At 69.0% G+C, this 23737-nt stretch carries 21 protein-coding genes and 1 riboswitch; of the genes, 9 read left to right on the top strand and 12 right to left on the bottom strand.

Annotated elements, in window-relative coordinates; genetic code table 11:
- Positions 1–169: 169 nt before the first annotated feature.
- Together ABZ565_RS06485 and ABZ565_RS06480 are read right to left on the bottom strand one after the other, a co-directional pair.
- On the bottom strand, positions 170–670 hold the full coding sequence (locus tag ABZ565_RS06485) for a hypothetical protein (protein ID WP_361021070.1): 501 nt from the start codon (positions 668–670) through the stop codon (positions 170–172).
- A gap of 26 nt (positions 671–696) precedes the next feature.
- Positions 697–1059 carry a hypothetical protein gene (locus ABZ565_RS06480; RefSeq protein WP_361021068.1) on the bottom strand — a complete coding sequence of 121 codons (363 nt, stop codon included), beginning with the start codon at positions 1057–1059 and terminating at the stop codon, positions 697–699.
- 295 nt (positions 1060–1354) lie between these two features.
- Between ABZ565_RS06480 and ABZ565_RS06475 the strand changes: the two genes are divergently transcribed.
- Positions 1355–2152 (top strand): helix-turn-helix transcriptional regulator, encoded by a 798-nt coding sequence (locus tag ABZ565_RS06475; RefSeq protein WP_361021066.1) that lies wholly within the window; start codon positions 1355–1357, stop codon positions 2150–2152.
- The gene (locus ABZ565_RS06470) at positions 2149–2331 is read left to right on the top strand and encodes a DUF397 domain-containing protein (RefSeq protein WP_219567515.1); all 183 of its coding nucleotides are present in this window, start codon (positions 2149–2151) and stop codon (positions 2329–2331) included. The genes ABZ565_RS06475 and ABZ565_RS06470 overlap by 4 nt, the downstream gene beginning before the upstream one ends.
- 1129 nt (positions 2332–3460) lie before the next feature.
- On the opposite strand, the gene ABZ565_RS06465 is transcribed toward ABZ565_RS06470, so the two are convergent.
- From ABZ565_RS06465 to ABZ565_RS06445, 5 genes are all read right to left on the bottom strand, one after another.
- Positions 3461–4312 (bottom strand): hypothetical protein, encoded by an 852-nt coding sequence (locus ABZ565_RS06465; RefSeq protein ID WP_361021064.1) that lies wholly within the window; start codon positions 4310–4312, stop codon positions 3461–3463.
- Positions 4309–8931 carry an AAA domain-containing protein gene (locus ABZ565_RS06460; protein WP_361021062.1) on the bottom strand — a complete coding sequence of 1541 codons (4623 nt, stop codon included), beginning with the start codon at positions 8929–8931 and terminating at the stop codon, positions 4309–4311. The genes ABZ565_RS06465 and ABZ565_RS06460 overlap by 4 nt, the downstream gene beginning before the upstream one ends.
- A 453-nt stretch (positions 8932–9384) precedes the next feature.
- On the bottom strand, positions 9385–13002 hold the full coding sequence (locus ABZ565_RS06455) for a hypothetical protein (RefSeq protein WP_361021060.1): 3618 nt from the start codon (positions 13000–13002) through the stop codon (positions 9385–9387).
- Between the two features lie 54 nt (positions 13003–13056).
- Positions 13057–13524, bottom strand: coding sequence for a transposase family protein (locus tag ABZ565_RS06450; RefSeq protein ID WP_361021058.1), 468 nt, complete (start codon positions 13522–13524; stop codon positions 13057–13059).
- A 629-nt stretch (positions 13525–14153) separates the two neighbouring features.
- Positions 14154–15119 (bottom strand): pirin family protein, encoded by a 966-nt coding sequence (locus ABZ565_RS06445; RefSeq protein ID WP_361021056.1) that lies wholly within the window; start codon positions 15117–15119, stop codon positions 14154–14156.
- Between the two features lie 121 nt (positions 15120–15240).
- Here ABZ565_RS06445 and ABZ565_RS06440 point away from each other — a divergent pair, with 121 nt between their 5' ends.
- Both ABZ565_RS06440 and ABZ565_RS06435 read left to right on the top strand, forming a co-directional pair.
- On the top strand, positions 15241–15588 hold the full coding sequence (locus ABZ565_RS06440) for a tetratricopeptide repeat protein (RefSeq protein ID WP_361021054.1): 348 nt from the start codon (positions 15241–15243) through the stop codon (positions 15586–15588).
- 66 nt (positions 15589–15654) lie between these two features.
- On the top strand, positions 15655–16149 hold the full coding sequence (locus tag ABZ565_RS06435; protein WP_361021052.1) for a GNAT family N-acetyltransferase: 495 nt from the start codon (positions 15655–15657) through the stop codon (positions 16147–16149).
- Positions 16150–16213: 64 nt separating this feature from the next.
- Here the strand turns inward: ABZ565_RS06435 and ABZ565_RS06430 are convergent, their stop codons facing one another.
- Together ABZ565_RS06430 and ABZ565_RS06425 are read right to left on the bottom strand one after the other, a co-directional pair.
- Positions 16214–16984 (bottom strand): CbtA family protein, encoded by a 771-nt coding sequence (locus ABZ565_RS06430; RefSeq protein WP_361021050.1) that lies wholly within the window; start codon positions 16982–16984, stop codon positions 16214–16216.
- A 32-nt stretch (positions 16985–17016) separates the two neighbouring features.
- Positions 17017–17232 carry a CbtB-domain containing protein gene (locus tag ABZ565_RS06425; protein ID WP_361021048.1) on the bottom strand — a complete coding sequence of 72 codons (216 nt, stop codon included), beginning with the start codon at positions 17230–17232 and terminating at the stop codon, positions 17017–17019.
- A gap of 45 nt (positions 17233–17277) precedes the next feature.
- A riboswitch (adenosylcobalamin (AdoCbl) riboswitch) is annotated at positions 17278–17369 on the bottom strand.
- 124 nt (positions 17370–17493) lie between these two features.
- Between ABZ565_RS06425 and ABZ565_RS06420 the strand changes: the two genes are divergently transcribed.
- The 3 genes from ABZ565_RS06420 (at position 17494) to ABZ565_RS06410 (ending at position 19702) form a co-directional block, all read left to right on the top strand.
- Positions 17494–18072: a histidine phosphatase family protein gene (locus tag ABZ565_RS06420; protein WP_361021046.1), complete on the top strand. Its 579-nt coding sequence runs from the start codon at positions 17494–17496 to the stop codon at positions 18070–18072.
- Between the two features lie 337 nt (positions 18073–18409).
- On the top strand, positions 18410–19078 hold the full coding sequence (locus tag ABZ565_RS06415) for a helix-turn-helix domain-containing protein (RefSeq protein ID WP_361021044.1): 669 nt from the start codon (positions 18410–18412) through the stop codon (positions 19076–19078).
- A 156-nt stretch (positions 19079–19234) separates the two neighbouring features.
- Complete coding sequence (locus tag ABZ565_RS06410) at positions 19235–19702, top strand: hypothetical protein (RefSeq protein WP_361021042.1); 468 nt, start codon at positions 19235–19237, stop codon at positions 19700–19702.
- A gap of 75 nt (positions 19703–19777) precedes the next feature.
- Here the strand turns inward: ABZ565_RS06410 and ABZ565_RS06405 are convergent, their stop codons facing one another.
- Positions 19778–21214, bottom strand: a complete 1437-nt coding sequence (locus tag ABZ565_RS06405; RefSeq protein ID WP_361021041.1) for an NAD(P)/FAD-dependent oxidoreductase — start codon at positions 21212–21214, stop codon at positions 19778–19780.
- Positions 21215–21333: 119 nt separating this feature from the next.
- On the opposite strand from ABZ565_RS06405, the gene trxA reads away from it, so the two are divergent.
- On the top strand, positions 21334–21720 hold the full coding sequence (gene trxA / locus ABZ565_RS06400) for a thioredoxin (RefSeq protein ID WP_361021039.1): 387 nt from the start codon (positions 21334–21336) through the stop codon (positions 21718–21720).
- Positions 21721–21748: 28 nt separating this feature from the next.
- On the opposite strand, the gene ABZ565_RS06395 is transcribed toward trxA, so the two are convergent.
- Both ABZ565_RS06395 and ABZ565_RS06390 read right to left on the bottom strand, forming a co-directional pair.
- On the bottom strand, positions 21749–22084 hold the full coding sequence (locus ABZ565_RS06395) for a hypothetical protein (RefSeq protein ID WP_361021037.1): 336 nt from the start codon (positions 22082–22084) through the stop codon (positions 21749–21751).
- 44 nt (positions 22085–22128) lie between these two features.
- On the bottom strand, positions 22129–23151 hold the full coding sequence (locus ABZ565_RS06390; protein ID WP_361021035.1) for a LacI family DNA-binding transcriptional regulator: 1023 nt from the start codon (positions 23149–23151) through the stop codon (positions 22129–22131).
- Positions 23152–23227: 76 nt separating this feature from the next.
- On the opposite strand from ABZ565_RS06390, the gene ABZ565_RS06385 reads away from it, so the two are divergent.
- Positions 23228–23695 carry a type II toxin-antitoxin system PemK/MazF family toxin gene (locus ABZ565_RS06385; protein ID WP_361021033.1) on the top strand — a complete coding sequence of 156 codons (468 nt, stop codon included), beginning with the start codon at positions 23228–23230 and terminating at the stop codon, positions 23693–23695.
- Positions 23696–23737 lie beyond the last annotated feature (42 nt).

The raw sequence follows: 23737 nt of genomic DNA, 5'->3' as shown, positions 1-23737 counted from the left end.
CCACGCCCCCTCGCAGCGGACGAGGTCGCCGGCACGAACCTGCGCAGGGGTCACGGTGACAGTCGTGAGCACATGAGTGCCGCTCACCGGCTTGCCCAGATTCCGGCGACGAGCAGAACCGTGAGGCCCGCCAGAACGCTGAGGTAGATCCACTCGGGCGCCTGCCGGTTCACAGGGGCACCTCAGCGACGAGGGCATGGACACGCGTGGCCAGCTCGATGTCCGCCTTAGCCAGCGGCACCCACGTCTGAGGGGCGCCCGGCGCGAAGTGGCAGAGGCCGGCATGGGTGCGAAAGAGATAACGGGCCGCGACCCGCATACGCTCACCGTCTTGAGCATCCGCGCGAGCCGCGTGGAGTTGAACCGGGTCTTCGCAACCCGGCTGAGTCCACAACTCATGAACTCCAAGGGCCCGCGCCAGCATCGAGGCAGCTTCAGCGAGGGTGTCCCACCCATCCTCGAACCGAGCCTCGGGAATCCTTACAGTGCCACGCCCGACCCCCAGCACCAGCACTTCTTGGCGCTCGTTGAGCACGATCGGGCTTGCCGTCACGATCGGACAAGTGCCCCGGTGGTGGCAGATGCCCGCCTTCGCGTGCTGGGAGAGCGTCTGCCACAACGGGGCGAGCGTCAGGGCTTCCCCTGGGCGGCGGTGTATGTAGTCGCTCACCGCACGAGCCACGGCGGCCGTCCCGATCACTGGTGCCCTCCCGCCGAACGGTTCAGCCACTGCTCAGCACGCTGCATCTCCAGGACGGTAGGAACCCGGTAGGTGCCCCTGGGACCCACACTGCCCGGAGCTACCGCCGAAACGTCCCTCGGCTCTCGACCCTCGCCGAGCCTCCGGTCGGTGTACTGGGCAACGTGCCGCCGCAGAACGCGGCCCAGCGCCCGCATGCGCGTCCACGTACGCCAGGCAACGTCATCCCCGGCGGGCACTTCTTCGAGGAGCGGGAGGATTTCCTGGCGCTGCGCGTCGGCCTCCTCCTGGTTCTCGGGAAGACCGGCCTCGAAGAAGCAGCGGATCTGCTCCACTAGAAGCGCGACCTGGACTTGCATGGCGGGGAGTGTGGTGGTTCCGAGCTGGAGGCGCAGCGTTTGGTCAGCAAGGGCGGCAGCGGCTGCGAGATTCAGGGCTGGTGCCTGTTGGGCCTCGTTCGGGGGGTGCGACATAGCTGCTCCTGGCTTCTCCGTGTCCCGGCGATCCGTTGCCTTCCTTCGGCCCTCCCAAGATGCCGCCAGTAGCCCTACGATCACTAGGAGTTGAGTACCGGGCGGCGATCGGGATATCCGGCATATGACAAAGACGAGGGATGTAGATCCCAGCCAGGGGCTGGAGCAGTACATCGGCAGGATGGTTCAGGACGCCCGCCTGAGGCGGCAGCAGGAGGCCAAGGAGAAGGGTGACTTCAAGGACGCACCCTGGAGCCAGGCATTCGTCGCCAAGCGCACGTACACGTCGCAGAGCCGGATCTCCGAGGTCGAGACGGGTGAGGTCCCGCCCGACACCGACCTGGCGCAGAAGCTCGAAGGAACCCTGGGCCTCGATCCCGATTCCCTCGTCAACCTGGTGCGCATCCTGAACCAGGAGAACGTCAACGACTACGCCAGGCCCTACATCCGCCGCCTCCCCGAGGCAACGATGCTCTACGACTTCGGCCTGATAGTCCCCGGCCTTCTCCAGACACCCGGGTACGCCCGAGCCCTGGTACTGGCAGGACAAGCCGGCGATCCCCGGCGCATCCAGCACATCGTGGACCAGCGCATGGAACGCGCTCGCCGCGTGCTGAGCGGAGAGCATCAGCCGTGGCTGACGGCGATCATCTACGAGGCCGTACTGCACTGCGACATGGGGGAACCCGAGGTCGCCCGCGAGCAGCTCGAGCACCTGCTGAAGGCACAGGAGCAGCCGAACATCAGCGTCCGGGTTCTGCCGTACACGGCCGCCATCGTCAGCGGATCGTTCACCCTCCTCACCCTCAACAGCGGCCGGCGGGCCACATACACAGAAGGCTTCGGAACGGGTAGCTACTCTGAGGAAACAGCGACGGTCATGCAGTACCAGCGGGTCTATGATCGCCTTGCCGAGGAGGCGTTGAGCGCCCGTGACTCCACCGGCCGAATCCACGAAGTACTGAAGAGGTTCAAGTGAGCGAGCAGCCGACCTACCGCAAGTCCTCCTACAGCGGCTCCAGCAACGACGCGTGCGTGGAGGTCGCGGACAACCTGCCTCAGGTCATGGTCCGCGACTCCAAGCACAAGGACGAGATCGGTCCGGAGCTGAACGCCTCCCGGCCGGCTTGGACGGCCTTCATCAGCTCGATGAAGTGACGCCAGGAGCGCCCCGACGGCCCCCTCACACGAGGGGGCCGTCCGTCTACCTTGAGGGGCTTACCAGACCGGTTCCGCACTGCACTGACCCTCCGCCAACCTGAAGACGCAGGTCAAAGGGCTGGTGTGATCGTTTTTCGGGGTGCTCGTGCTGGTCGTGGGCGTGAGTCTGCGTCGAAGATCGTCTGACGCAGACCGGGCCTTGTCTCTGAGACGGAACCCAGACCAGGTCGGCGTTCTGGCCTGGGCACCTGGGCTGGACGGCGCAGTCCGTCCGACTGGCCAGCGCATGACATCCCGGCCGAGTGCTCCTGAACGATCTCTCCAGCAGTGTCGACCTCCGCCCAGTGCGCTATCAGTTCACCACCGTCCGAACCGGGTTCCTCACGCCGCCTCCTGGGCGCGCCCCGTGGCAACGATGACAGCCCGAAGAGCAAGCGCCTGACATTGCTGGGCCGCAGCCACGCTCACCGGGGAGCGCCCCGAGCTAACACCCCGGTCGGACGGGTGTGAGCGGGATGTCGCCGAGGGTTCCCTGGGAGTGGGTGACCGTGATGCCACGGCCGGCGCGAGTCTTGATGGCCTGTAGGGGGTGGCCCAGTCACCGGGATCGACGTAGGACGAGCCGGCGACTCCGGTGAGGGCGTCGCTTCCCGCGGGGCCGATGACGGCGAGGGATTTGAGTGATGTGGGCAGCGGCGAGGTCGTTGACCGGTTGGTGAGCAGGACGGTTGATGCGAGAGCGGCTTTCTGCGCGAGGCTTTTGTGCGCGCTGGTACGGACGTTCTGGGCTGGGGTCGGATGCGGGTTGTCGACGAGGCCGTTGGCGAACATGGTGAGCAGAATGCGACGGGTGGGTCGACCCGGAGGACTGGAAGCGGTGGCGAGCCATACTGACGCGCCTTCGCGCACTGCTCTCCCCGCCCCCTTCCGCTGCGCTCTTCGATGTCCAGCCCTGACGGAGCGTCGCTCAGCACGGAAGATGAGCCAGAACCCTTTGAGACTGAACGAAGCCATCCGTCCGGCGTGCGGGAGTTCCACTCGATTCGAGATCGGCTCGTGCGTCTCCTGGAAGGCGTGGCTCACCGGCCCGTCGCCTCGCCCGGCGCGGTGATCCATGAGACGGCCGTCAGGACGTGGTCCGAGGGCGGGTTGCGGCGAGGTCGTTGAGGGCGCCGTTCACCACCTGCCAGGAGACGTTGAACGTGTCGCGGTCGGGCCGGTATGCCTCGCGGTACTCGCGGTGGGGGTGGATGAAGTTGCGGTAGTCGCGCAGGGCGTGGCTGAAGGAAGTCACGTCCGCGTCGATCCAGCCGGCCTTGCGGCAGATGTCGATCAGCTCTTGGAGGCCGATGTTGCGGGGGCTCTTGTTGCCGAGCAGGGTGGCGTCCCGTTCCTGGACGGCGGAGAGGAGGACGCCTTCGAGGAGGCTGCCGAGCATGATGGTGGCCGCGACGTGGGCGCCGTTGGCAAAGCAGGTGCGGGCCTCGTCCAGGCGGTGTTCGAGGAGGGCGGCCATGCGTTCGTCGCCGATGATGTCGGCCATGGTTGCTTTGAGTTCGAGGGGCGCGTGCTGGCCGGGGTGGGCGAGTGCGGGGTCGCATGGCACGAGACGTGGGCGGCCTCCCGGGTTCTCCAGGCGGAGGCCCTCATGGACGAGGAAGGTGTTGACGGCCGCGACGACCCTGGGAAGCTGCTCGGGTTCTTCGTAGTACTCGCGGGCGTCGGCGAGCCGGAGCAGTACGTCCTCCAGGGCACTGTGGTCCGTGCGGCGCTCCATGAGACGTTCGAGGGTCCACTCCGCGCGGGACTCCCCATCGATTTCGGGGAGGTTGCGCCAGCCGGCGTTCTCGAGGAACTCGGAGATCTTGTAGGCGGGGCGGTAGAGGAGATGGTCGTCGCCGCACAGGACGCGGACGAGTTCCTTGAGGGTGTTGGTGTCCAGCGGAGCCGCGATGGCGGCCACGTGCGTCTGTGTCATGCGGGGTCCTTGATGGAGTGAAGGGTTTCGGCAGCCACGTTGATCTCTTCCGCGGCGTCTGTGTGTGATGCTTCGGGGTCGGCGCCGGCGTCGGCGGTGTCGTCGTCCGGGGCGTCCGGGAGGTTGAGCGGCGTCCAGGGCGTGGCATCGGTGGGAGCGGTGGCGGGGCGGGAGTAGTCGGCCGGGCGGATGTCCAGCCGGTCGAGTTCGTCCCACAGCCCGCTCAGCGCTTCGTCCGGGTCGAAGCGGAACTCGCTCTCCCGCACCCGCCAGAACCGCCAGCCGACGCGGCGAAGTTCACGGTCGCGCTGGTGGTCGCGGTCGATCTGTTCGCGTGTGGTGTGGTGGAAGTAGTCCCCGTCACATTCCACTGCCAGTCGTCCACGGGCGCCGACGACGACCAGATCGATGCTTTTCGTACCCGCCGGGTACTGCGGCAGGACGTGATAGCCCAGCTCCTTGATCTTCAGATAGACCTGCTGCTCAAGCAGGGACTGGAACGGCGGCCTGTGCACATCCGGGCGGACCAGGCCGATGTCGCCATTCGCGGCAAGGGCCGTGGGCGGGTTCTCCATGTAGGTGAGGAGGTTGAGCCGCAGATCGTTCGGGCGGAGGCGGTCGGGCGGTACCGAGTGGAAGAGCCACATCTGATCCTGGGCGCGGCTGGCGGCGACGTTGTACGCCTGCTGCTCGCTGCGGGCGCCGCCGGCAGCGCGGTGCGGGTCGGTGACGACCATCGACAGGAGGATGACGTGGCGTTCGTCGCCCTGGAAGGAGGCGGCGTTGCCGGCTCGGATGCGGTGGTGTTCGCGTACTGGGGCGGGGATGCGTTTCTTGATCAGGTTTTCCAGGAGTCTGATCTGCCCGAAGCCCTGCAGCACGATCACGCCGATCGTCTTGTCACGGTAGGCCTCGTCCGAGGTCAGCCGCTCCAAGGTGTCAACAATCGCTTCCGCTTCCTTGGGATTGTGGATGCGCCCTTCCCGGCCCACGGTCGCGGCGTCTTCGACGAAAGTGGTGCACAGCGGGTCGAGACGTTCGCCGCCGTACTGGCGCAGGGGCAGGAGCTTGTTGTCGTAGAAGGTGCTGGACGACCAGTTGATGATCTCCGGAACGCAGCGGAAGTGCTCGTCCAGCCGTACGACTTCGGGAAAGAACGTGGTGAGCAGGCCGTAGAGGTTGGTGTGCGGCATGTACAGCTCACGCAGGCCGGTGGGCATGTCGGGGAGGTGGGCCGCAAGCTTGTCGCGGATCGCCTGATGGCGTCCCTTGCCACTGACTGGGGGCGCGCACTGTTTGTCGTCGCCGACGACGATGACGCGGGGAGCGAGCCACAGCAGGAACAGCGCGTCCATGCCGGCCTGACTGGCCTCGTCGACGATGACGACATCGAACGTGTCGTGCTGGGCCTGGACCATTTCGGCGACCTGGGCGATCGGCATGACCCAGGCGGGCACCGCCCCCTGCGCCACCGCCATCCGCTCGCGGGCGGCAGCCCGGAAATGCCCGGCGCTGCGGCCTTTACCCCGTCCGACGGACGCCATGTGGGTGCGGTACGCCTGCAGGGCGGACTTCTGCTCCTGCGTCATGTTCTGACGGCAGTGCAGCCGCCCCCATGCGGCGGCGAGGTCGCCGGTTACTTCCTCCAGGCGGTCCTCCTGTTCGGTCAGTTCGGTGTCCAGCCGGCGTTCGAGTCCGGGCGCGCGGCGCACCCTGACGAACTGCGCCGCCTTGCCCCATGCCCACGCCCGGTCAAGTGCCGCCAGACGCGACTCCCACGCGGGGTCCTCCGCCTCGTCGAGAAGCCGACCGGCGAGCAGTGGATGCGCGGCCCGCACATCGTCGAGAAGCCGTCCGCACCGCCTCCGGCGGGTATCGCGAACGTGGGCGTGCTCCAGCGCGTCGACGGCCTTGGCGTAGGCATCGACGTCCTGGTCGCGCAGGGCCGAGACCAATGACCTGGCTTCCTCGCACATGTGCTCACCCTCCTGGGTGGCGCTCAGTTCCTCGTCCCAGGCAGCCAGCCGGGCGAGCGCCTTGTCGGCCGCGCGGCGTCCGCCCAGCGCAGTGACCGCGACTGCGAGGTCCTGCCACGCCTCCGGTGTGGTGAGCAGCATGCGGACGCCGTGCCGCACCAGGATGTCGTCGGCGCTCTCACGGGCCCGAGCGAAGGCGTCTACGTTTCCCAACTGAGCGTTGCGATTGTTCAGTTCGGCCAGTTGCACTTCAAGGTCACCGGGGGGCAGGGGCGCGTCCGCCTGCTTCCAGCGCAAGGCCACCGCGTCCAGGGCGATGTGGGCGCGCAGCCGGGACAGGATGTGGTCGAGGTCGGCGGCGGTACGAGGCGCATGGCCGTCGATGGTGCACGAGGTCAGGATCTCTTGGGCGTCCTTCTGCGCCCGAGAGGCGAAGCGCGACAGCCGGTCGCGTACTGTGCGGCCCTCCTTGGCCGCGAGGTGGTCACGTAATGCCTGCCCCGTGGTGACCATGCGCCCCGCCCGGTCCGCGTCCAGGTCTTCCGGGAGACGGACCGGGCGCAGGCCCGCTGCGTCCAGGGCCTCACGCGCGCCGGCAATGTGCACACCCGTGGTGGTGACGCGCTCCCACAGCCCCAGACCGCCACGCGACAGCCGCAGCGTGAGCGCACGCGTGACCCAGGAACCGGCATCCCAGCGTGTGGCATCGGAAGAGACACCGAGATGGTGCAGGGCCGTGGCCGCTTCCTCCAGCTGCAGCGCCAGTTCGTCGGTGACCGCCGGATCGAGCGAGGCCAGCAGGTTGCGCAACTCCACCGTTTGTGACGTCAGCCCGTCATTGGTGACACGGCTCGCACCGAATGTGGCCGCGACCTCGCTCACCGGAGGCACATGTTCGAGCGAAGGCAGCGCACCTCCGGAGCGTGGTTCGCCCGCGCCATCGCGCAACAGAAGGAGCAGTTCCAGGGCCTGCTCCGCGGTGATCGCGGGCGAGGTTCCGGCACCTTCCGGCAGCGCCCCGATCCAGCCGTGTGCCCCGCTCTGGTCCTGGACCTGCTGAACGATCCGGGCCAAGGTCCCGTCGTAGCCCGGGGCCACGGACCGGTGCCGGTACTCCTCCTCACGCAGGGAAAGCACCTGGTCGGTGAGAGTGTTGATCCTGCCGCGGATATCGAGGTGCAGCTTGGTGAGGCGGTCGATCTCGGCGCGGAGCGTCTCGGTGTCCGCCCCAGCGACCTGCTCGGTCAGGGCGGTGACGGTGCGGTCCAGCTCACTCGTTCCGCCGTGGCGGGTCGAACTCAACAACAGGACACACAAGTCACGCACAGCCGGCGGCAATTTGTCCCGCAGCACGGTCAGCGGCTGGTCACGCGCACTGGTGACCAGAACACGCTGCCCCTGGGCAAGCAGCGCCGAGACCAGATTGGCGATCGTATGGGTCTTGCCAGTACCGGGAGGACCCTGCACCACAACCCCGGTCTCCTTCTCCAGGCGTCGCAGCACACTGCGCTGCTGCTCGTTGGTCTTGCCGGGAAAAAGCGGATCGTCACCGAACAACGGCGCTCGCCGTCCACCACGCACATCCCAGGCCGCACGCTCGGGAGGATCGAGGTTCATCACCATCTGGGCAAGGCCGAGCGGCGCGTGTGTCTCAGCCACTATGGCGTCCGAGATCTGACCGTACACACGCAGCAGCGCATTCATGTTCCGGGGCCGCAGCACCAGCGCCGGAGCATACGTCAGCCGCGCCACCGGCTCAGGAACCTGCGGCGGCTGCCACCGCGCACTGAACACGACGCGCTGCTCGGTCGCCCGCTCCTGCCACTGCGCCAGCAACTCCACCGCGTCGGGATGCAACGGATGCGTCGACCGGGCGGCGATCTCTTCGGCCAGCGCCGCCCCCCGTTCCCTCACCCAGCCGTCATCGGTGTCCAGGAAGTCCTGGTCCTCCAGCCGCAACGCACCCTCGGCCGACAGCCGCACCGTCACCTGCGCCGTCCGGCGATCCATCGACGTCTCCACCCGCTGCGTGAGCAGATGTCGGTGCACCGTCTCCTCACCGGGCCTGGCCCACGCCAACAACCCAACAGCCAGCACGAGTTCCGTGCGGTCGTCCTCCATCGCCAGCTGCTGATGCCACGCGTAGACCTTGTCGTAAAGCGCCCGCAAGGGTCGTTCCTGGCGCTCCCGCTCGGCCCACTTGCGCCACCGCTGAAGCCAGGGGCCGTACGCGCGCAACACCTCACCGGCCTCATCGCGCGCCATGGTGATGGCCGCGTCCTCTTCGTCCTCCTCCGTACCGCGCGCGGGAAGCAGCGACCGGCCCGGTCCCGCCTCGGCCAGCGGCGGATCGATGCCGTCGGCATCCAGACAAGCCGCCTGGTCCACCCACCCGTCGAGCACCTCGGGCAACTCCGGCGGCGTGGACTGTGAGACGTGATCGAGGCGCAGCACGGTGCCGTCCTCGCGTGCAGTTGGCCGGCGCACCTGTTCAGGGAGATCGGCCAGCCACAGCCGGCCCCGTCCACGGTCGTCGCGCTGGCGCTGATGGCTGCTGTGCACCATGTCCCGCAGAAAATTCACGAGCCCGGTGGTCTGTGCGATGACATCCGGATCGGCTGCATGGCGTCGCGGGGCGTTCACTTCTCTCCTTCCGGTCGATGACGAACGGTCCAGGATGAGGGATGCCCCGGTCAGCAAGCACACACATTGTCGAAGATGGCCAGATTCACTCCATGGAACAGAACCGCAACAGACGACCCAAGAGATAAAACGCCAGTTCGACAGAGGAGGCGGAGCAGGAGGTAGAAGCGTTTCCGCAGCCCCGAAAAGACGCACGGACGGTGTCACGCGCAACCGTCGAACAGCACCTCTCGATCTGGCAGGAACTGGCAGTTCCAACGCGGCTTACGGGGGGCGCCGGACCGCCCCGAAGGCGGTGAGCCTTCTCCGAGCTGACGCAGGTTCTGGACGGAAGACGCTGAAATAGCGCGGACGCTGGGTCGAAAAGGGCTCAGCGGACACTCCCGAGAATTCCGGGTCATCGGCAGGGGCAGATGACTCTTTCTTGGAGGCTGCGGGAGCACACATCGGCCGTTAGGCCGGAAACCACCTCGTCTGAGCAGCCACATCGGCAAGATACATCGTGGCAACACGGCCGCCAGATGTAGCCGCCGCATCCACAACCGACATCGGATAGTCAAATGGAGAACTGAGGATGGTGGCAGCCGCCTCCGAGGGAAAAACGACTCTGGTGGCGGGAATTTCGCTCTTGGGGCCAAGCGCCTTGAATGTCTTCAGCACGGTGAAGTCGAAGTTGCGATGATCATTGAGTGTGCGGGCCATAAGCGGCATGTGTACTGGCCAGGCGGCGGCAGAGAATCGGGCCATATCTGTCAAGGTCTCAGTGGAGAGACCAGGAATGTCGCGCCCCTCGAATGGCACCCGATCAGGTCGGTGTGCGTAGTGGGATATAGCGACGGCCATAGCCGGGGAGAGTGCGGCTGCCGCTAGCAACGTATCGTGGCTCAAGGGCCGGGCGATTGTGAGGCCTATACGACTGGAGCTCATCAGGAGAGCTTGCCGCATGTTCTCGGGCAGAGCGTTGAGGGTGGCGTTCATGAGCGGCAGGTACTGGTTGACCACATGCTCCTCCGCGACCGCGAACAGGCCGAGCAGCCATGTTGCACGCGACAGCGGATCGGAATGGGCGCCGTGTTGTTCGCTCCACCAGGAGGCATCGGTGCGGTTGCGCCGGAGTTCGGCCAGAAGACGGCCGTGGTCGAGGGCCGGCCCCAGTGGTTGCGAGCCGGGGGTGAGATCCCCGCCCGTGGTGTAGTTCGCTGCAGCAGCGCCGATCACCGTGATTTCTGCGGCCAGCCATGAGGGGCCGAAGAGAGTAGTGAGGACGCGTGCGGTATTGCTCCAGGGAGAGGTAGTGTGGCTCTGACCCTTCTGAAATTTCAGTGCGGTCTGAAGGCCGGCGAAGCGCGGATCGCGTTCTTTGAGGCGCTTGAATCCCCTTTGGCGGTGCTGGGCGTCAACGTCCGCAGCCAGATGGCCAACGACCGCGAGTAGATGGGCAGCAGCATTGTCCGCCATTCTGAGGAAGTTCTGCGGCCGAAGTACCCGCATCAAGCTGGCGGCGAAGGTTGAAGCGGAACACGGCAGATCACTTGCATGCCCGTTGAGCACGGCCTGGATCATGCGATGTTCCTGCTGGGAACCTGGAGCGGGTGTCAGGCCGGCGTCGAGGGCAGCAGTAGCCGCGAGGTCATCGGCAAGGGCGAGATGGGTGGTCTCTTGCGCCGTGAGTCGACCGGCGCTGTGAAAGGCGATGCCTATCCGCAGCCATGCGGTCTCGTGGCCGCTCCCCATGGCGCGCCGCATGTGGGGGTGCCACCATTCGTAGAAGGCATCTGCGTCGTCAAGAAGGTAGACGGCAAGATCCAGCCGCTCCGGGGTGGCCTGCGAGGCGGGGGCCTCGCTGACGAGGTCTAGGAGTTTGTCGGCGAGGTACTTTGCGCCGCGGTCGAGTGTGGGGACGGGAAGATCGTCCTGTTGCGTCAGGGCTTCGTGAATGAAGCGGACGCTTAGGTCGTCCAGGAACATGTCCGCGGCCCGGTTCTGGGTCTTCGACCGGCCGCTGAAGACCCCGTCGGCCAGGAGTACCCAGGCAGAAAGCCGTAGCTGTCTCGGCCGGGCGCCTTCGTCGCGCTCTTCTTCCAAGGCTTCCACCAGCCCAGCGAGCTCGTTGGGCCGTGCGAAGCCGGCGAAGAAGCGGCTGGTGTTCAGCCAGTAGCTCCGGCGTACGAGGTGACGCAAAATCTCGGAGCGGTCGAAGGTACGATCGTCGGCGCCGGCGAACTCGTACATATAGCGCGCGGCGAAGTACTCGCGCAGAGGCTGGACGTCAAACTCGAAGGTTCCTTGGGTCTTGCTCGCCAGTGCCCACACGCGGTCGGTGACGCCGGTGAAGAGGTCGTCAACGAGGGCGATGTTCTTGTCCACGCTGAAGAGGTAGTTCAGGATCAGGCGCTTCAGCTCCCGGATGGGCAGCTGGCCGTTGCTGCTTTCCTTCTCCGCATCAGCTTGCAGCTGCCACCCGAGGAAGGCGGTCACTTCCTCAAGGTCGGTGCGGTGTTCGTTCACCGCCGGGGTCTTCGCGGCTTCCCGGTCGAGGAACGTCTCCATGTACGAGGTGTAGAGGTCGGTTCGGTTGGCCGGGACCGAATTGTCACGCTTGTACATCAGGGAGAGCAGGATCGTCAGCTGCATGGGGTTGTTGGCGAGCTGAGCGATGTGCGGTTCGGCCGAGCGCTGATGGAAAATGCGCTCCAGATTACGGTGTTCTTTCTCCGAGATGGACCTGGCATTCACCCACTTGTGCAGATAGGTGGTACGCAGACTGTCACTGAGCCGGTCCAGGGCGATCATTTCGAAGCGGTCGGGGGTGGGCTCGGCCAGGCCACCGACATTGGGACGGGTGGTGACGACCAGCTGTGCGTCGAAGGCGGTACGCAGCCGGGCGGTGAAGCGGTCGATCTCCTCGACGACACGTTCGCGGGTCTGCGCCCGTGCTACTTCGTCCAGACCGTCCAGGACGATGAGTGCGGGCAGGCGCTCGAGAATACCGGCGACCTCGACCGCCGTCGCCGACAGACCGCCGCTATGAACCGTGAGCACGTGTGCGAGAAACTCCTCCAGAGTCCCCTCGCGGCGGAGCGTCGCGCGAGGCTTTTGGACGGCGGTATCGAAAGGATCTATCCCCGCGAGCCAGGCCGCGTAGTCGTGCAAGTCCACCCGCAAGGGCAGACGCGGGTCCCCGCCTGGCTCCCTGGCGGCTGGTGCGCCGTCCGGGATTACTTCCCCCAGGTAGGCGGCACGATGGAGCTGGCACACGTACTGTCCGAGGGTGGACTTGCCCTGCCCAGGCTCACCTCTGATCAAGGTGAATGGCTGACGTGTGTTCATCAGGTAGCTTGCGGCTCCGCCCAGGCCCGTGCTGTCGGGCTGCACGGATATGCGACCAACGATGTTGTTGGGAACTGCCACACGGACGGCTTCGACGTCGATAAACAGGTCTTCCAGGCGGTGTGAGGTGAGTTCCACCTGCTTGAACTTGACCTTCGCATCGTCTTCCCACTGCGTGGCGATCACGTTCATAGCGAGCTTGCGAAGCGCGTGATCGTGCGCCTGCGCTTTCGCGCCATGGATGAGGTAGTGGACCAGGTCATGACCGGCCAGCATGTCGGAGTAAGCCCATTTGAGCGCGTCGGGGGCCGCATCCACGCGCGCGTCGATATCGGCACGCCACCACACGTGGATGGGAATACCCAATTCTTCTGCGTGCTTGTCGAGAAGGTCGTCCAGCCTGTCCATTGATCCGCGTTTCGGCACGGCTGTCCCAGTGACCGAGGTCATCAGATAGTAGGCCTTAGCGCCTTCCCTGACGAGCCGCCGAATGTTGTCGGCTTCGCCCGCGATTGCTTCGTTCAGCCAGGCCGCCGGCTTCTGCTGCGCCTTGCTGGTCCACTTCACCTGGTAGACGACCAGCTTTCCGTCCACCTCACGGGTGGCATCACGTCCCCCGTCGGAGTGTCCGACCGGATAGCAGCGCGTCTCAGGAAAGTTGTGAGCCAGCAGCGCATTGCACAGTCGCTGAAACGTCTTCTCATCGAGCCGCTCGTACAGGTAGCGCCCGTCGGCCTGCACTGCCCCACTCATACACCCAGCCCCTGTTCTACGGCTCTGATCAGCACATCCAGCCTAGGCGACGCCGCTGACACAGTGAGCCCTTTCCATCTTGATCAGGTGGCGACTTCTAGGGCGACGACGGCACGGAGGACGGCAGAGATCCGGGTGGTGCTGCAAGGGGAGCTTCCGTAGAAGACGCCAGCATTTGAGGGTGGCCATGGCGCGGTCGCCCGAGGCTGCGGATCGCGGTTGTGGCGTCGGCGCCAGCCGCGCAGGATCTTGCCTCGGCACGGGACGCCAACAGCAGGTCGTGCGCTTTGATCCGCTTTGATCCGCCCAGAACTTGGTGTCGTTGGCGGAGAGAACGGCGGGAATGTGGTGGGTCCGGTCCGCGGTCAGATCGCGCATGTCTCCTGGTAGCGCGTCCGAGGCCCAGATCAGGCGACCGGCGGGATCCGCGAGGACCTGCACGTTCATCCTGTGGTGCTTCTTCTCCGAGTAGTACGGCCTGTCGGCGGTATTGCGGTCGATCGGCAGCACGGCGCCGTCGGGACAAGTTCGTCGCCGAGGCCATGGGCGACCGCACGGGCCCCAGCAGCGACGGGCGGGGGCGAGGGCCAGCGTGAGAGCCCTCTCGACTCACAGACGTGAGAGCCCTCTCGACTCACAGAATCGCTGGGAGGAGTCCTACGGGGCGGCCCTCAAGGTGGCTGGGCTTGCCTCCCCCTCTGCTGCCCCAGCTCCCGGCCGGCCCCCGCCGCCGCCGGCGCCTGCTCGACTTCTCCATGCACAACCGTGTTAGGCCTTCGGTGTGGTTTCCCCGCGCACCCGAACCGGGTTCCTCACGCCGCCTCCTAGACGCGCCCCGTGGCAACGATGGCAGCCCGAGGAGCAAGCGCCTGACGTAGCTGGGCCGCAGCCACGCTCACCGGGGAGCGCCCAGGGCTAGCATCCCGACCGACGATCGAACTCAACTGACGCCCCATCAGGAAAGTCAGCATTAAGTCAGCATCCGCCCTGGCACACACGGAAACACGCTGACACAGATGAGATAGCCCCACCTAGCAGCAGGCGCCCTCCGGGGCAGTCTCGCTCCGCTTGCACGCCTACTCCCACAGGGCCCACCTCCGAAAAGCGGGCCGCACTCCGCGCAAGCGCAGAACCGCAGATCAGCGCACGCGTCCACGAGGTTTCAGCGCCACGTCCGGCAGCACGGGAGCCGGGATCGGCGGCCCGTCATAGCCATGTACGGTGCCGAACCGATCACCGTTCATCCAGTCCTCGCGAGCCTGCGTGATATCGTCCTGGGTTCTGCCCACGAAGTTCCACCACATGATCAGCTCCTCCTCGAACGGCTCGCCGCCCAGGAGCATCAGGCCCGCGTCGGACTCCGCGCGGAGCGGGAGTTCGGTGCGGCCGCAGCCGAGGTAGAGCATGGAGCCGGGGAGGACCGGGACGCCGTCGACCTCGGCCTCGCCGGACATCGAGAGCACGGCGTACTCGAAGTCGGGGTCCAGGGGGAGCCGGGCCCGCGCGCCACGGGTCAGGGAGAGGTCGGCTCCCACGATCGGGGTGTACGCGGTGCCGGGCGAGGTGGCGCCGTCGAGGTCGCCCAGGATCACGGTGGCCGTCAGGCCGGGGGCGGTGACCACGGGCAGGTCGCTGTGGTGCTGGAAATGGGGTTCGGTGAAGCGGTGCGCGTCCGGGAGAGCCACCCAGAGCTGGGCGCCGTGGAGCAGGGCGGCGTGCTGCTTGGGGCTCTCCTCGGAGTGGCTGATCGCGCGGCCGGAGGTCATCAGGCCGAGTTCGCGCGGGCGGACCGTCTGGAGGCTGCCGAGGCTGTCGCGGTGCAGGACCTCGCCCTCGTGCAGCCAGCTGACGGTCTGGAGGCCCATGTGGGGGTGCGGCGGCACCTGCATCCCGGGTTCGTCGGCGATGTCGTCGGGCCCGTAGTGGTCCACGAAGGCCCAGGCGCCGACCATCCGGCGGCCCAGGTTGGGCAGCAGCCTGCGGACCTCGGTGGACTCGCCGAGCCGCACCTTGCGCGGGGCCAGCAGTTCGCGTACGGGCTCCGCGACGACGAAACCCCGGCCCCCGCAGACGGTGGGGACGGCCTGGCGATCGAGATTGCTCATGGCGCTCAACCTATTCCGATGCGGGCGGGGGCGGGTAGCGCCCACGCCGGACAATTAGTGGAATGTTAAACCACTTGCTGGTGTTGTGGGGACCGGACGCCCGACCGACCGAGGAGACGACATGAGCGACAGCTACTACGAGTTCGGCACCGCCGCCGAGCGCTGGGAGCGCGCGGGGTTCTTCTTCGACGCGAAGGAGTACACGACCGCTGCCCGCATCCTGGGCGGACTCGTCGAGGAGGTCCCGGAGCAGGTGGCGCCCCGGCTGTTGCTGGCCCGCGCCTACTACCACTCGGCGAGCCTCGGGCGGGCCGAGACGGAGCTTCGCGCGGTTCTGGAGCGCGACCCGGTGGAGCACTACGCCCGCCTGATGCTCGGCCGGACCCTGGAGCGCCAGGGGCGGCAGGCCGAGGCGGACACCCAGCTGCGGCTGGCCGCCGCGCTGTCCGGTGACCTCGGGCCCGCGTAAGCCCGTATGGGCACCCGCCGTATTTCGGGTGCCGGGAGCAGCAGCCGCGTGATACTCCACAGGACCATGACCGACCTTGAGACGCCGCGCCTGTTCCTGCACCCGATGTCGCCCGCCGACGCCGAGCACGTCGCCGCGGGCGCACCCCCGGCCGGTGCGCGCTGGGCCCCCGGCTACCCCTCCCCCGGCGAGCAGGGGGCCGCGACGCGCTTCCTCGCCACATGCGCGGAGAACGGAGATCCCAGCCCGTTCTGCTCCTACGAGATACGGCTCCGTGCGGAGGGTGTGGTCATCGGTGGCATCGGCTTCCACGGCGCGCCGGACGAGCGGGGCAGCGTCACGATCGGTTACGGGCTCGTGGAGTCGGCACGCGGACAGGGTTACGCCTCCGAGGCGCTCCGGGCGCTGCTCCGGTTCGCCCGGGAACAAGGCGTCGCGCGGGTGCGCGGGGACGCCGACTCCGGCAACATCCCCTCGCAGCGGGTCATGACGGCGGCCGGGATGCGACTCGTGAACGAGGACGCGTCGCTGAAGTACTACCTCGCCGAGTGGGCGGCGTAAAACGGGTGGTGCCCGCCGTCGGCCACCCGGCGGGCACCACCCGTTGCCATACGTACGGCTGCCGTCAGCCCATCGCGGCGGCTGTCCGGCCACCCGCGAGCGCGTCGGCCCTCGGCACCAGCAGCCGTTCGGTGAGGTGGCCGAAGAGCAGGCCGAACGTGGTCCACAGCGTGGCCTGCACCGCGAGCGTGGCCAGCCGGAACTGCCACAGCAGCGTGGCCGGGAAGTCCTTGCCGACCTCGTTGAACGAGGGCAGGAACACGTAGGCGAGGGCGATCAGCAGGACGTAGCCGGCCGCCGCCGCGACCGTCGCGTTCCAGTTGCCCAGGCGGGGTGCCAGCCGCTTGCCGACGATGACGGCGGCGACCGCGAGCAGCACGCTGAGGGCGACCATCAGGAAGAACAGCGCGGTGCGTCTGCCGATGGTGTCGGGGTTGCCGACGGCCGGCGGGTTGGCCGGGTACTTCAGGAACGGCACGACGTACACGCTCACCAGCGCGGCGCCCGCGATCAGCGCGGCCGTGGCCCTCGGGCCGAACCGGCCCACCCGGCCCAGCGCGTAGCAGAAGACGAGCGCGGCGATGCCGCCGGCCGCGACGCCGAAGACGAGCACACCGGTGGCCAGGCCGGCGGTGGACTGCACGCCCCGGCCGACGAGTTCCTCGCCGGCGCCGTGATGGTGGCCGTGGGCGCTGTGCGCGGCCTCTTCGAGCGCGATGGCCGCGTCGACCCGTGACTCGCCGAGGAAGTAGGCGACGAGCAGCGCGAGCGCTCCCGCGGCCACTCCGGCGAGCATGCCGCGGACCAACAGGGCTCTGACGGATACGGAGTTCATGAGGGATTCCCCTGGATCAGCCGGATGGGCGGTCAGTGGCAGGGGAAACCGAGCAGGTGACGGCCGTCGTGGACCCACTCGTGGACGCCTTCGCCCGAGATGAGGGCCGTGGCACCCTGTTCGGCGCCGACGAAGTAGAGCAGGACCAGCATGAGAATGCCGAAGAACACCGCCCAAGGGGCAATGGCCTTCAGGGAGATGGGGGTGATGGCGGGTGCGCCGGTTGCGGGGGCAGCACTCTGTGCCATGGCAGAACCTCCTGTGGGAACACGCGTCCCGATCGTGGTGCCTGAGACGAAGGTGCTGGGTCTGACTTCCCGCGTGCGCGGGTACACAGTGGCGCGACCGTGCCGGATTCTCACCGGACTTCCGTCACACCTTCGTCATGTCGCCGCGACCATACCGCCTGGACGCCCGGCGCCGCCATGCCCCGTCCGGACAGCCCGCGGAGCCCGGATGCCATGGTGGGTTCGGTCGTGCGGCCACTTTTCAGGGAGTTGAGGGCGGGGATGACGGTACGGGTGTTGTTGGTCTCACCGGCCATGAACGCGGCGTTGCGGGAGGCCCGGTTCGCGGGTGACGCCGCGCTCGACGCGTCGGGCGTGCGGGCGGCCGCGCCGGCCGCGCCACATGTCCCCGAAGCGGACCGGGCGGTGCACGGGCCCTCCGAGCGGTGCTCCCGGACGGCGGAAGCGCTGGGCCTGCGCTCGTCGGGTGAACCCGCCTTGCGCGAATGGGGATTGGGGCGCTGGTCGGGCGCCCGCCTGGACGAGGTGAGCGCGCGCGAGCCCGAGGGGGTCGCCGCCTGGCTGGCCGACCCCTCGGCCGCCCCGCACGGCGGCGAGTCGCTGCTCGACCTGTGCGCGAGGGCGGGCACGTGGCTCGACTCGCTGCAGGGTGAGGTCCGGGTGCTGGCCGTCGCCGAGCCGTCCGTGGTGCGGGCTGCCGTCGTCCACGCCCTCGCGCTGCCGCCCCAGGCGTTCTGGCGCCTCGACGTCGCCCCGCTCACGCTGACGGAGCTGAGCGGCCGGTCGGGGCGGTGGAACCTGCGCTGCGGCCGGCCCCTCGCACCGGCGCCGGCCGGCTGAGACGTGCGTACGGAGCGCCTACCGGCCGGAAACGAGGACCCCTCGACGAGAACGGGCCGCCCGCTCCGGCCCTGGCCGGGATCCGAGCCCGGAGGCACGCCGCCGACCGGCCTCACCAGGACCTCAAAGCCTCTTGCGCTCCTCTCGCCCCACGGGTAGCGGCGCGCGGTGTGCCGTGGGTCACGTTCGCGCGTGGCGGGGTGTGCCCCTGTTGTGAAGGTCGGGCATTCTCTCCCGGCGGCCGTGCGAAGAGGTACGGCCCGGTGACCGCCTGGGGGAGAAGATGCCGCGACACGCGGACACGGAGCAGGAGCGGGGAACAGGCCGCGGGAGAGGCGTGATCGAGGGGGCGTTCGCGCTCCTGGAGGCGTTGCGCAGGTGCGGCGGGGAGGCCGGGCTCACCGAGATCGCCGCGGCCTGCGCCCTGCCCAAGGGGAGCGCCCACCGGCTGCTGGAGCAGTTGCTGCTGGTGGGTGCGGTGGAGCGGCGGGGCAGTCGCTACCGCGTCGGCTCGCAGCTCTACCGCCTCGGCCAGACGTGGGAGCCGCACCCGGGCTTGCGGGGGGCGGCCCGTCACCCGCTGCACCGGCTGCGGGCAGCCACCGGCGCGAGCGCCCTGCTGACCGTCCTGCATGACGGCCGGGCGCTGACCGTGGCGTCCGTGCCGGGCGGGGCGGAGCCGCTGGTGCCGGTGCGGAACGGTATGAGCTTCCCGCTGGACACAGCGGCCGGCCAGGTGCTGAGCGTCCGAGGCCGGGCCTGCTCCGGGGGCCGGCTGCCGGGGGCGGTGCTGGAGTGCGCGGAGGTGATGGACGGGGTGTGCTGCGCGGCGCTGCCGGTGCGGGGACGCGACGACCGGACCGTCGCCGCGATCGCCGTCATGACGTTGTCCGCGCCGGAACTGCAACGGGCGGCCCAGGAGGCGGCGCGGGCGGCCGCGGCCGTCACCGCGACCCTCGCCCGCGCCGACGCCCCGCCCCGTCTGCCTGCCGTCCTCCGCTACTGACCCACCGTCACCTCCGGGGCGTACGAGGTAACCGGTCTCGTTCCGCGCGCCGGTTCCACTCAGTGGAACGCGCGTAGAACGGCGGACAGCGGTCCGGCAGTCTGTTCCTCGAGCCGGTCGGGGGACCGGCGAGAACCTGAATCCATGGGGGACATCATGTCTGTCCGACGACTGACCACCTTCGCCCTGGCGGGCGCTCTGGGCCTCACCTCGCTGGTGGGTGCCGCCGGCGCCGCGCAGGCCGATCCGGTCGACTATGTGCAGATCCAGCTCGTCGACCTGTACTGCGGGTCCCAGAGCGAGGGCGACCACGACGAGGCGTACCTCAACATCGCGGCGAACGGCGGCAAGCCCGTGAGGCTGTGGCCCGCCGGCGCGTCGTACCAGACCATGGGCACCGGCTACCGCCGCGCCCTGGACGAGAGCAACGGCAACGCGCTGCTGCTCTTCGGCAAGACCGAGTCCCGCACGCTCTCGCTGTGGGACTACGACAGCACCAGCGGCGACGACAGGCTCGGCTCGGTGACCGTCACGGGCAACGAGTTCGGCGCGGAGACGCAGTACCGGGTGCTGGAAGGCTCCGGTGGCGTCTACACCCTCGCCTACCGGGTCGTCGACATCTGATCCGCCGTTCCGGCCGGAGCACGGGGGGTCGTTCGGCCCGGCGGGGACCTTCACCGCCGGGCCGAGCGGCTGTTCCTACCCCCGGTACGTCTCCAGCAGCCGCAGCCACACCTCGCTGATCGTCGGGTACGACGGGACCACGTGCCACAACCGGTCGACGGGGATCTCGCCCGCGACCGCCATCGTCGCCGAGTGGAGCAGTTCACCGATGCCGGGACCGACGAACGTGACGCCCAGCAGGACTTCGCGGTCGAGGTCCACCACCATGCGGGCGCGGCCCCGGTAGCCGTCCGCGTACAGCCCGGACCCGGCCACGGAGGCGAGGTCGTAGTCGACGGCACGGACGCGGTGGCCCGCCTGTTCCGCCTCGGCCAGGGAGAGGCCCACGGAAGCGGCCTCCGGGTCGGTGAAGACGACCTGCGGGACGGCCGCGTGGTCGGCGGTCGCCGCGTGGGCGCCCCAGCGGGCGGTGTCCAGCGGCTTGCCCAGCGCGCGGGCCCCGATCACGTCGCCCGTGATGCGTGCCTGGTACTTGCCCTGGTGGGTCAGGAGCGCGCGGTGGTTGACGTCGCCGGCCGCGTAGAGCCAGTCCGTGCCCTCGACCCGGCAGCTGTCGTCGACCGTGAGCCAGGAGCCGGGTTCCAGGCCGACCGTCTCCAGGCCCAGGTCGTCGGTGCGCGGGGCGCGGCCGGTGGCGAACAGGACCTCGTCGGCCTCGACGCTCTCGCCGTTGTCGAGTTCCACGGTGACCGGCCCTTCGCCGTCCGCGCGGCGTACGGCGGTGGCCGAGACGCCGGTACGGATCTCCGCTCCGGCCTCGGTCAGCGCATCGGCGACCAGTTCACCGGCGAACGGCTCCATCCGGGGGAGCAGCCCCTCACCGCGTACGAGCATGGTGACCTTCGCGCCGAGCGCGTTCCACACGGTGGCCATCTCAACGCCGACGACTCCCCCGCCGACCACGACGAGCCGGCCGGGGACCTCCTTGGCGCTCGTCGCCTCGCGGCTGGTCCAGGGGCGGGCGTCCTCGATGCCGGGCAGGCCGGGGACCACGGCCCGGCTGCCCGTGCAGACGGCGACGGCGTGCCGGGCGGTGAGCCGGTGTTCCGTGCCGTCGAGCGCGGTGACGGTGACCTGTTTGGGTCCGGTCAGCCGGCCATGGCCGCGGAAGATGTCGGCCCCGATCCCGTCGAGCCAGGCGACCTGGCCGTCGTCCTTCCAGTGCGAGGCGTACGCGTCGCGGTGGGCGAGGACGGCGGCGGCGTCCAGCGGTCCCTGGACGGCGCCGCTCAGGCCGGGGACGCGGCGGGCGTCGGCGCGGGCGACGACGGGGCGCAGGAGGGCTTTGCTCGGCATGCACGCCCAGTAGGAGCACTCACCGCCGATCAGCTCCGACTCGACCACCGCGGTGGTCAGCCCGGCGGCCCGGGCCCGGTCGGCCACGTTCTCACCCACCGGCCCGGCTCCGATGACCACGACGTCGTACGCGACAGGCTCCGCTCCATGTGTCATGCGGCCCATTCTGGCGGGGGGTGTGGGCGTCGGCCACATGGGCAGGCACGGAATAGCACGAGAACGGGCACCGTTGACCCGGACACGTCTCATACGGGCACAGGAAGAGGGAGCAACGCATGAGCACCGTAGAGCTCACCAAGGAAAACTTCGACCAGGTCGTCAGCGACAACGAGTTCGTCCTGATCGACTTCTGGGCTTCCTGGTGCGGCCCGTGCCGGCAGTTCGCCCCGGTGTACGACGCGGCGTCCGAGCGCCACACGGACCTGGTCTTCGCGAAGGTCGACACGGAGGCGGAGCAGGAGCTGGCGGCGGCCTTCGAGATCCGGTCGATCCCCACGCTGATGATCGTCCGGGACAACGTGGCGGTCTTCGCGCAGCCCGGCGCGCTTCCGGAGGCGGCTCTGGAGGACGTCATCGGCCAGGCCAGGAAGCTGGACATGGACGAGGTGCGCAAGGCCGTCGAGGCCGAGCAGAAGGCCAAGGCGGAGGGGCAGCAGCAGTAGCGCCGCCACTCCCCCGCGCGGGGCGGCCTCAGGTGTCCGTGCCGCGCTCCGCGATACGGGCCGAGAGCCCGTACGCGAGTTCGGAACCGTCGACGAGCAGGCCCTCGACGGCCCTGGTCCTGGGGTCGATGTCCGCCACCATGCCGTCGCCCGCGTACCGGGGGTAGCCGGTCTCGCCCGTCTCACCCGTGGCGGTGACCACGGCCGACCGGATGGCGTCGCCCGGTCCCCCGCCGTCGGAGCCCTTGGCCGCCGCGCCCCTGACGCTGGCCCCCGTCGCGCCTTCTCCGGCCGCGGGGGCCCTGTCGTCGGTGAACTCGGGGACGATGAGGATTTCGTAGCTCTGCGGATCGCTCATGGTCATGACGCTAGGCACGGGCGGTGCGCCGCGCACGTCGTCGGTCCGGCTCAGCTGGATTCCCGTCGTACGGTGCGGGCGCGCAGCAGGTCGTGCCGCTCGGGCGGGGTCCTCGGGTGGCGGACGAGGCGGTCCACCAGGTCGGCCAGCGGCTGGACGGTCGCCAGCTCCATCCGTACGCTGCTGAGCCTCGGGCGCAGCAGCCGCCCGAGCATCGAGTCGTCGGCGCCCACCACGGCGGCCTCGTCGGGTATCCCGATCCCGGCGTCCTGGAGCGCCCGCATCAGCAGCATCGCGTAGGTGTCGTCGTACGCGAAGACGGCGTCCAGGCCGAGCGCGGGCCAGCGGGCGGCCAGGGATGCGGCCGACTCCTCCTCGTAGCGCAGCGGCAGCACCTCGACGTGGGCGCCGCCGTTCCGCGCGGCCTCCCGGGCGCCGGCCAGGCGCGGGGCGGCGAAGAGCGCGGTGGCGGGGTCCTCGGGCATCACCACGCCGATGCGGCGCCTGCCGCGTTCCAGCAGATGGCGCACCGCGCAGCCGCCGACCTCCCGCTGATCCATGATCAGGGCGTGGGCGCCCTCCACCGGGTGGGGGCCGAGGGTGATGACCGCCTTGGCCCCGGAGCGCCGGAGCACGGCCGTGCCGCGCGGGGCGAGCGGGACGGAGCCGGGCACGATGACGGCGGCGGGGCGCAGTTCCGCCCAGGCTCGGGCGGCGTCGTCGGCGCCGAGGCCGAGCGAGCCGTACTGGACGACCGTGTAGTCGAGGCGCCGCAGTCCTGCCTCCAGGTCGCGCAGGAAGCGCAGGTGCAGGGGCCCGGCCGGCACGTTGCCGGTGGGCAGCAGCACCATGCGCGAGTGGCCGGCGCGCAGGGTGCGGGCGGCGGCGTGGGGTACGTAGCCGAGTTCGTCGGCGGCTTCCCGTACCCGGCGGCGGGTCTGATCGCTGATCCGCACCTGCGCGTTGTTGTTGAGGACGTAGGACACGGTGGCCCGGGAGACGCCGGCGACCCGCGCCACGTCGGCGCTGGTCGGGACGGGGCCTTCGGTGGGCTGATCGGGTAACTGACTCATGGCTCCGGGCAGTCTTCCAGACCGTTGCGGCGCACCGGCGCGCAGGCCGGGCGGGGGAACCACCTAGGGTGTGGCGATGACCATCCAGCACCGCAGCGACAGTTACGACGAGCCGGCCGCCTTCCCCGGCCGGACCGGTTCCACCGCGACCGCCCAGGCCGATCCGCGCGATGTGGGCCCGGTCCGCACCTCGTACGCCCCCGACCGGGACGGCGCCCCCGACCCCGGGGAGATCGTCTGGACCTGGGTGCCGTTCGAGGAGAACGACGGGCGCGGGAAGGACCGGCCGGTCCTGGTCGTGGCGCGGGAGGCGGCGGGCACGCTGCTGGCCGTGCAGCTGTCCAGCAAGCAGCACGACATGGAGCGGGAGTGGGTGGCGCTGGGCGCGGGCCCCTGGGACAGCTCGGGGCGTCAGTCGTGGGTGGACCTGGACCGGGTCCTGCGGGTGCACGAGGACGGGATGCGGCGCGAGGCGTGCGCCCTGGACCGGGCCAGGTTCGACCTGGTCGCCGGGCGGCTGCGGGAGCGCTACGGCTGGGCGTGAGGGCCGCCCGACAGGGCCCGGCCCTCACCCTCGACTTCAGGG

Source organism: Streptomyces sp. NPDC016469, from assembly GCF_040632905.1.
Classification (GTDB): Bacteria; Actinomycetota; Actinomycetes; order Streptomycetales; family Streptomycetaceae; genus Streptomyces.
This window is presented reverse-complemented; position numbering and strand designations above follow the sequence as displayed.